The 8,657-nt window shown below is 62.6% G+C and carries 11 protein-coding genes; 1 reads left to right on the top strand and 10 read right to left on the bottom strand.

The window, feature by feature from the left end; genetic code table 11:
• The 4 genes from soxA to soxX form a co-directional block, all read right to left on the bottom strand.
• Positions 1-753, bottom strand: a 753-nt coding sequence (soxA, locus tag BGO16_RS01790) for a sulfur oxidation c-type cytochrome SoxA (RefSeq protein ID WP_292616708.1), incomplete at its 3' end; no start/stop codon positions are given.
• A gap of 56 nt (positions 754-809) precedes the next feature.
• Positions 810-1,121: a thiosulfate oxidation carrier complex protein SoxZ gene (gene soxZ / locus BGO16_RS01795; RefSeq protein ID WP_292616688.1), complete on the bottom strand. Its 312-nt coding sequence runs from the start codon at positions 1,119-1,121 to the stop codon at positions 810-812.
• 149 nt (positions 1,122-1,270) lie between these two features.
• Positions 1,271-1,768, bottom strand: a complete 498-nt coding sequence (gene soxY, locus BGO16_RS01800) for a thiosulfate oxidation carrier protein SoxY (RefSeq protein ID WP_292616690.1) — start codon at positions 1,766-1,768, stop codon at positions 1,271-1,273.
• A 25-nt stretch (positions 1,769-1,793) separates the two neighbouring features.
• Positions 1,794-2,159 (bottom strand): sulfur oxidation c-type cytochrome SoxX, encoded by a 366-nt coding sequence (soxX, locus tag BGO16_RS01805; protein WP_292616710.1) that lies wholly within the window; start codon positions 2,157-2,159, stop codon positions 1,794-1,796.
• Positions 2,160-2,317: 158 nt separating this feature from the next.
• Here soxX and BGO16_RS01810 point away from each other — a divergent pair, with 158 nt between their 5' ends.
• Positions 2,318-2,998, top strand: a complete 681-nt coding sequence (locus BGO16_RS01810) for a DUF938 domain-containing protein (protein ID WP_292616692.1) — start codon at positions 2,318-2,320, stop codon at positions 2,996-2,998.
• A gap of 48 nt (positions 2,999-3,046) precedes the next feature.
• Here BGO16_RS01810 and BGO16_RS01815 read toward each other — a convergent pair whose 3' ends face one another.
• The 6 genes from BGO16_RS01815 to BGO16_RS01840 form a co-directional block, all read right to left on the bottom strand.
• Entirely contained in the window at positions 3,047-3,544 is a 498-nt protein-coding gene (locus BGO16_RS01815) for a VOC family protein (protein WP_292616694.1), read from the bottom strand.
• Between the two features lie 124 nt (positions 3,545-3,668).
• Entirely contained in the window at positions 3,669-4,706 is a 1,038-nt protein-coding gene (locus BGO16_RS01820) for an amino acid ABC transporter substrate-binding protein (protein ID WP_292616696.1), read from the bottom strand.
• Between the two features lie 69 nt (positions 4,707-4,775).
• Positions 4,776-5,375, bottom strand: a complete 600-nt coding sequence (locus tag BGO16_RS01825) for a L,D-transpeptidase (protein WP_292616699.1) — start codon at positions 5,373-5,375, stop codon at positions 4,776-4,778.
• Between the two features lie 299 nt (positions 5,376-5,674).
• A complete protein-coding gene (locus tag BGO16_RS01830) occupies positions 5,675-6,286 on the bottom strand; it encodes a sigma-70 family RNA polymerase sigma factor (protein ID WP_292616701.1) in 612 nt (203 codons plus the stop codon).
• A gap of 388 nt (positions 6,287-6,674) precedes the next feature.
• Positions 6,675-7,418, bottom strand: a complete 744-nt coding sequence (locus BGO16_RS01835; RefSeq protein WP_292616703.1) for a response regulator — start codon at positions 7,416-7,418, stop codon at positions 6,675-6,677.
• Position 7,419: 1 nt separating this feature from the next.
• Positions 7,420-8,657, bottom strand: a 1,238-nt coding sequence (locus tag BGO16_RS01840) for a DUF3369 domain-containing protein (protein WP_292616706.1), incomplete at its 5' end; no start/stop codon positions are given.

Below are 8,657 nucleotides of genomic sequence, written 5' to 3' on the forward strand. Positions count from 1 at the left end.
GTCCTGCGGCGTCAGCGGCACCGCGCGTACCTGGCTGTTGCAGGTGGTGAAGCGGCGGCTAGTCGTGCCCATGCCGCCCCATGCCGAGCGGTAGATCGGCATCGCGTTGAGAATGCCGAGCGCGGGCGCGAGGATCTCGGCCCGGATGTGGTTGCCCGGCGTCTGTACATGGCAGGTGGCGCAGGAGAAATTGAGCTGGCCGCGCCGCGTATAGAAATAGCGCTTGCCGTTTTCATAGGCGGCGAGCGCCCGCGGATCTTTCGGAATCTTGATGTCGAACGGCTTGCCGCGCGAGGTGAATGCCATATAGGCCGTCACCGATGCCATGTCGTCCTTGGTATAGGACAAGGGCTTTTCGCCATTGCTTTCCAGGCACTGGTTCACGGCGAGTTCGAGCGTGACGACCTTGCCCTGCTTCTCGTCGAAATAGGGGTAGTTCTGCCGGATGCCGATGCCTTTATGGGGGAAACAGTCCGCGAAGGTCTTGCCGTTCTTGAACGGCTTCTCGAACATCTCCTTGCCGGCGGCGAGCGCGAATTCGTAAGGAGGAAACTCCTCCTTCTCCTTCCACTGCTTGTACAGGCCTTTGTCCATCGAGTACGGCCCGTTGACGAAATCCTTCAGCTTCAGCTTGGGAAACTTGTCGGTGAAGTATTTCTGGAACGCCTTGAGGTCGGCCGGCGGGTTCGGGCTGTCGGCGGCGTGAGCCATCTGCACGGAGGCGGACGTCAAGGCCGCCAGCACCACTCCCATTGCCGCCGAGCGAAAGCTCAATCGCATGTCTATTCTCCGACTGCCGCGCGCCGCCATTACTGAATCTTAGCCGTCGAGGAGTCGGAAGCGCCCTTGTTGTCGATCCAGCTGATCTTGAGGTCGTCGCCCTTCTTGCCGCCCTTGAAGCTGAATTTCACATAAGGGTCCTTTGACACCGCCGGACCCCAGTCGGCGATGAAAACCGGCTTTCCGCCGTGTTCGAAGGTCAGTTGCTGAATGAAGTGCGGCGGGATCAGTTCGCCGGCGGAATTCTTGACGAAGCCCGAATCCATCGGATGCTGGATCAGCGCCTGGACCTCGGTGGTGTCGCCGCTCGACGTTGCGCGAACGCGGATTGTCGATGCCATAACTGTCTTCCCTTAAGCTTTCGTCTCCCCGGTGGGGTGGATTTGATATTCGCTACCCGCTTTGCAGCGGCAAGGGAATGTCAATTCACGCTCCACTCGAAACCTACATTTGCTAATGGTCCTCTGATTCCCGCTTTCGGGATCATGCTCTAGCCGCCGCAGCCGCCGATGGTGACCTTGATTTCCTTGCTGGCGCTATAGAGCTTGCCGCCGGCTTCCACGACCGCAATGACATTGCTGGTCTTGGCCATCTTCAGGCGGTTGGCGACGCTCGGCATAGTGCCGGCCGGAATGCGGTAGGACGCCGCCAGCGCGTTCGGATTCTCCGCAACGAAAATCGCAATCGACGTCACGCCGGGCAGGGTCGTGGTGACGGAAACCGGAACGACCGCGCCGTTCTCGGCGATCTCCGGCGCGTCCATCCTGACCTTGTCGGATTTCTCCGCGGCCTTGCCGTAGAGCGCCTGGATCGCGCCGTCGGCTCCCTTGACCTTGAAGGCGGCGTCCGGATAGGCGTCGTTGGCGGCGGCCAGTGCAGGCGCAAGTCCGAAGCGGATGCCGGCGATGCCTGCCAACGCAACGACCGCCCCACCTTTCAGGACCAACCGCCGCGTCGCATCAACACGGCCGGGCGATAAGTGGATCATGTGTGGTCTCCTTTGCGCCCGGCGGTCACAGCGTTTGCAGGAAGTCGACGACCGCGTCGATTTCCTTGTCGGTCAGGATGTGGTTCCGGCCGAACGGCGGCATCACCGTGAGCGGATTCCGCTTGGTTTCGTCAGCGACGATCGCGACGAGCTCGGCGCGGTTCGGATATTTGCTCTTGATGCCGGCGAGGGCGGGCCCGATGTTGCCGGCCTGGCTGCCGCCCTTGATTTCGTGGCAGGTCAGGCAGTTGCCCTTGTTGCGATCGAATGCGAGCTTCTGCCCTTCGTCGGCAGCCGACTGCGCGCGCGCCGGGCAAGACGCGACGGTGACGGCGAGCAGCAAGGCGGTCGCCAGCGCAGGCAGGAGGGCGGGTTTCTTCAAAGGAATCATCGTCAAAGGCGGCACCTGCGGCTATTATTGCGGTTGCGTCCTCATCGCGTCCAGCCTGAGCCGGGACGGGGGCATTACCCCCCGCCGGACTTAATTTTCACATCCTCGGCCTTTGCACAAGCGCTCATGCCGGCAGAATGTAAGGAAGGATGCCGACCATGACAGGTTTTACCGTCGAATTCGGCAAGAACGGCCGGCGCGCGGAATCGGACGACCGTCTCGACGCGGCTGCGTTCCATCGCAACCATCAAGCGATCTGGGCGGTGCTGGAAAAATTCCTGCGCGGCAAAACCGGAGACGTGGTCGAAGCCGGCAGCGGCACGGGTCAGCACGTTGTTTTCTTCGCGCGGCAAACGCCCGGCATCACCTGGTGGCCGAGCGATCTCAACGACAATCATCTGCGCAGCATCGCGGCCTGGACCGCTCACGAACAACTCGTCAACGTCCGCCGGCCGCTGCGGATCGACCTGTCGAGTCCGGAGTGGTTCACCGAGGCGGGCGACGGTCGCGGACCCGGCGCCTTGCTCGCGGTATTCTGCGCCAATGTGATCCATATCGCGCCGTGGCGCGTCGCCGAGGGCCTGATCGCGGGCGCGGCACGTTATCTGCGTCCGGACGGACGGCTGTTTCTCTACGGACCGTTCAGGCGCGATGGCCGGCACACCGCGCCGAGCAATGCGGCCTTCGACGCCAGCCTGCGCGACAACGATCCCGAATGGGGCGTGCGCGATGTCGACGAGGTGGTGGCGCTGGCGCAGCGCAACGGCCTGAAACTATTGGACGTCGTCGAGATGCCCGCCAACAATCTGATCCTGACATTCGAACGACATGCAGGATGAGATTGCGCCCTTGTCGGCCAATGAGCCCTGACATTGCGAACGGATGGTCTAGGCCTCACGCTGGCGAAGAAGATCGTCGAGATCGAGCCGGCGCGTGAACATCGCAAGACCGCCGCCTGCATCACGTGGCCATTGCGCTTGCGGCCGGTCCCAATAAAGCTCGACGCCGTTCTGGTCGGGATCGCGCAGGTACAGCGCTTCGCTGACGCCGTGATCGCTGGCGCCATCGAGCGGAATACCTGCGCTGCGAACCCGGTGCAACGCATCGGCCAGCGCTGCGCGCGTCGGGTACAGGATTGCCGTGTGAAACAGCCCGGTCATGCCGGGAGCGGGCGGCGAACCGCCCTTGCTTTCCCACGTGTTCAGTCCGATGTGATGATGGTAGCCGCCGGCGGAAATGAACGCGACCTGATCGCCGTCGCGTTGCGTCAGTTCGAAGCCCAGCACACCGCAATAGAAGCCGAGCGCACGTTCGAGGTCGGCGACCTTGAGATGGACGTGCCCGATCCGGGTGGCGGCGGCGACGGGAATCGACGCATCGGGCATGGCGCATCTCCGTAATTCAAGCCTTCACCGGGAGCGACCCGGCGCTCCCCCGTTATTTGTGAAAGCATCAGTTCATGATCAAGGTGGCCTGCGACATCGATGCCGCCGGCGCCTCGCGCGCCGCTCATCTCAGCGGCGGGGCGTACATGATGCCGCCGGCATTCCAGAGCTGGTTGAGGCCGCGCGGAATCTTCAGCTTCGAATCGGCGCCCACGTTACGATCATAGACCTCGCCGTAGTTGCCGACGTGACGGATGATGCGAGCGGCCCAGTCCTTGGTCAGCCCGAGATCCTCGCCGTATTCCCCTTCGGTGCCGACCAGACGCATCACGTCGGGCTTCTTGGACTTCATCGCCTCGTCGATGTTTTTCGAGGTGACGCCGAGTTCCTCGGCGTTGATCATCGCGTAGAGCGTCCATTTGACGATCATCATCCAGTCGTCGTCGCGCTGACGGACAACCGGCGCCAGCGGCTCCTTCGAGATCACGTCGGGCAGGATGACGCTCTCGCTCGGTTTGCTCAGCCGCAGCCGAAGGGCGTAGAGCTGGGCAACGTCGGAGGTCGCCACATCGCATTGGCCCTCGTCATAGGCCTTCAGCATGTCTTCCAGCTTCCCGAACTTGATCTCCTCGTAGGTCAGGTTGTTGGCCTTGAAATAGTCGGCGAGGTTGAGTCTCGTGGTCGTGCCGTCCTGCACGCAGATTTTCGTGTTGCCGAGGTCGAGCACCGAGTTGGCCTTGCGCGAGGCGCGCACCATGAAGCCCTCGCCGTCGTAATAGGCAACCGCCGGGAAATAAAGGTCATAGTTGGTCTCGCGCGACATACTCCACGTCGTGTTGCGCGCCAGGATGTCGACCTTTCGGCTCTGCAACTCCTTGAACCGCTCGTTGGCGTCGAGCGGGACGAACTTCACCTTGGTCGGATCGTCGAAGATCGCGGCGGCGACGGCGCGACAGAAATCGACATCGAAGCCGGACCAGTTGCCTTTTTCATCCGAATTCGAGAAGCCGGGCAGCCCGGTGTTGACCCCGCACAGCACGGCGTCGCGTCGCAGTGTGCGTTTCAGCGTCTTGGTGTCGTAGCGCTCGTAGGTGATGGCGGCGGCCGCTACGGCGACGGCGACGGCGAGCCCTATCAAGAGACCGCTTCGGAATGTCCGCATGGATAGTCCTCTCGCAATTTCGGCAAAATATCGATCTGGCGCGAATGACGTGCCGCGAAGTTCGCGGAGTTAAAGCTTGGGTTTCTGCCGCACGATCACGCGCGTGCCGACCGCGACGCGCTCATAGAGATCGGCGACATCGGCATTGACCAGACGGAAGCAGCCCGAGGAGATCGCGGTGCCGATCGTATCGGGACGGTTGGTGCCATGGATGCGGTACACCGTCGTGCCAAGATACATCGCGCGCGCGCCGAGCGGGTTGCCGGGGCCTCCCGCCATGAAGCGCGGCAGGTAGGGCTGCCGCGCGATCATTTCCGGCGGCGGGGTCCAGTCCGGCCATTCCGCCTTGCGCGTGATGTTGAGAATACCCTGCCACTGAAAACCTTCGCGCCCGACGCCGATGCCGTAACGGATCGCGCGACCGTTGCCCTGGATGAGATAAAGATGGCGTTCCGCGGTTTGGATAATGATGGTGCCGGGCGGCTCGGTGGTCCGGTAGAGCACCACCTGCTTGCGGTATTCCGGGTCGAGCTGGAACGAATCGTCGGCGATCAGACCGGGTTCGTCGCCGACATCGGGGCGCGGCTGCTGCGCAAAGCCGTGCGTCGCCGAAAGCAGCAGGCAGGCCACAGCGGAAACCGCCAGGGTCAGGTCGCGGAACCCGGTCATCGTTTATCTCCTCGCTGGAATGGCGGCAGATGCCCGCCCCGCATCCCCCTCAATCGTGTGCAGCATAAAATATCAGCGGCGGCGCGATGGCAAGCGATCGTGGCTTCGGCCGGAAATTCCGGAGTTTTCAGGAAACGAAGCCGTGATACGGGAGAGCGTCGCCGGATCGCCCCACGCGACAAACTCGGGCTCATCGCTTCATTGACGGCCTGTTGCGGCGGTGGGAAGCGACGGTCGGCCCGGGGTGACGTCCTCCCGGCCACCGGGAGATGAGCCGGCAGTCCGAATGGACCGCCGGGTCAGGCTGCGATTGTTGCGACGCCGGCGTCTTTGAGAAGCGCGGCGAGCTGTTTGCGGGCATAGAACATGCGGGTCTTCACGGTGCTCTGCGGAATACCGATGATCTCGCCGGCTTCTTCGACCGTTTTCTCATGATAGTAGACGAGGTTGATGATCTCGCGATGGGCGGGCGACAGTTTGGCGATGCAGGCGCGCAGAATAGCCCTGACATTGCTGCGATCAAGCGAGGTCTCCGGCGTGTCGGCGGCATCGGCGATCTCGCGGATATTCTCCTGGTCGATATCCTCGTGGCAGCGCTGGCGCATCGCGGTCAGCGCCTTGAAGCGCGCGATCGAGAGCAGCCAGGTCGACACCCGCGAACGGCCTTCGAACTGGGCGGCGGTCCGCCAGACGTCCAGAAACACCTGGCTGACGACGTCTTCCGCCGCAATCGGGTCGCGGAGGCTGCGCAGCACGAAACGATAGACCCGCACGTTGTGACGCAGATAGAGCGTATGCATCGCCGTGCGGTCGCCGTCGGCAATCTGCTCAAGCAGCATCTCGTCCGAGGTCGCCTGGGCAGCGATAATGCCCTGGCGGGCGGCTGCGTTAATTGCAATGACGTTTTGCATGACGGCTCCCCTTTATTGTTGGGCAGACTTTTAGACAGCCGCGGTTTCAGGACGTCTGCACGACAAACGGAAAATGGTTTCGTGAGAAAGGAAATTGTTTCGTCCCCTCGCAGGCGATGAAACATTTGGCGGAAAAACCCAGCACCTATTCCGCAAAGGCGGAGACTGGTTTTGTGTCAGCAATACGAGCAAGCTATTGATCGAAAGCAAGTTCTTCACGCCAGCCGGTGTCTTTCCCCGGGGCAGGCTGGAGAACATGCCATACTCGACAATGCCATGGCCGGAAAACGCTCCGGTCATTTGCAACGTCATTAGACTTTAGCCGTAGAGACCGGCTTGGAAGCGCGCGGAAGTGTCCTGTTGAGACTGGCCATCCGCCGCGGGCGGCCTACATTTTGTCGCTGCCGGAGGGCGAAAACAGGTAGCCACCTCCCCGGATGGTCCGGATCACCGTCGGTTTCGCGGGGTCGGGCTCGATCTTGCGCCGGATCCGCATGATGCGCAGATCGATCGCGCGGTCGAAGGCTTCGCTGTCGCGGGCGTTGGCCAGTTCCAGTAGCCGCTCTCGGGACAGGACCCGCTTGGGGTTGGCGGCGAAAACTTTCAGCAGGCTGAATTCCGACGCGGTAAGCGGATGTTCGTTACCTTCGTCGTCGCGCAGGGCCTGGGCGTCGAGATCGAGCCATTTGGTGCCGAAGCGGACGCTTTGCCCGGCCGCTGGCCTGGCGGCGGTGGCGGTCGGCGGCGGCGCTGCCGTCTTCGGCGCGCTCCGCCGCAGGACCGAGCGGATGCGCGCCATCAGTTCGCGCAGTTCACAGGGTTTTGCCACGTAGTCGTCGGCGCCGAGTTCGATGCCGACCACGCGATCGATCGGGCTGGCTGTCGCGGTCAGCATGATCACCGGCACGTTGGTATGGCTCTTGAGGTCGCGAATGATCGAAAGGCCGTCTTCTTCCGGCATGTTCAGGTCGAGCACGACGAGATCGGGAGTACCGGCGCCGATCGCCTCGCGCAGGCTCTTGCCGCCATCGCACAGCGTGATGACGAAGCCGTGCATCCTGAGATAGTCGCCGACCATTTCACGCGCGGGCGCCTCGTCATCGACGACGATGATATGCGGATTCCGGTTCATGTCAGGCCGTCGTGGGCAGGATAATGGTGAAGGTCGATCCCTGTCCGGGGCCGCCGCTGTCGGCGTTGATCCGGCCGTCATGCATCTCGACGATCCGCTTGACGATCGACAGGCCGAGGCCGGTCGAGCTCTCGCCGGCGGTAGGTTTTGCGGACAACCGCTGGAAGCGGCCGAACAGTCGCCCCAGATCTTCCGGCGACAGGCCGGCGCCCTCGTCGGTGATGCGGATGATGGTATGTTCCGCGTCGTGATCGACCAGCAGCGTGATCTTGCCGCCGACCGGGCTGTACTTGATGGCGTTGCTGACGAGATTGTCGATCGCCTCGCGCATGCGGTCCTGATCGCACATCGTGATGCGTCCGGCCGGCGCCGAGACGATAATGGTCTGCTGTTTGCCCACCGCGGATGGCCGGTTGGCTTCGGCCACCTCGGCGACCAGCGCCGCGACATCGACCGGCTCGCGGCGGATGGTGATATCGAAGGCGTCGGCCATGGCGTCGGAGATCAGATGGTCGACCATCGTAATCAGACGCCTGGTCGCATCACGGATATGATCCACCTGCGAGGTGACGGTATCCCCGGACGAAGCCGTGCCGATCAGTTCGACAAGCATTTCGGTGCGGCCCAGGATGACGCCAAGGGGGTTTTTCAGGTCGTGGGCGACGGTGCCAAGAATTTCGTTCTTGAATCCATTGGCCCGCTGCAGCCGCAGCCATTGCGCGGACAGCCTGCGATTGGCCTGCATCAATGCACGGGTGCGCTGTGCGACCCGGTCTTCGAGCTGGGCGTTGGCGTCCTGCAATTGCTGGTAGAGGATCACGTTGTCGAATGCGATCGACAGCCGGCTGCCGAAGATTTCGACCAGCGAGCGGTCGGTATCCGACAGGTCGCGCTCGGCCTGCAGCAGGATCACGACCTCGCGGCCGCTGCCGGTGCGAATATAAAGCACCGAACGGTGATCGACGAATTCGTGCTTGCGCCGCCTGAAGGCGGCTTCGACGGTCTGTTTGAGATCGGAATCGAGCGATGCCTGCCCCGCGGATCCGATGAGGCCGCTGTAACAGCCCGATCCCGCCAGCACTGAAAAATCATTGTTGACCGCGCCGCCGTCGCGCAGCACCAGAATCCCGGCGCAATCGACGTTCAACAGCGATGCGATCTGGGTCAGGACGCCTTCGGCGAGGCGCTGCATCGACTTGAAGTCATAGAGCGTCGAGGCGGCGTCGATGATGATCTCGA

The organism is Nitrobacter sp. 62-23 (genome assembly GCF_001897285.1).
Classification (GTDB): domain Bacteria; phylum Pseudomonadota; class Alphaproteobacteria; order Rhizobiales; family Xanthobacteraceae; genus Nitrobacter.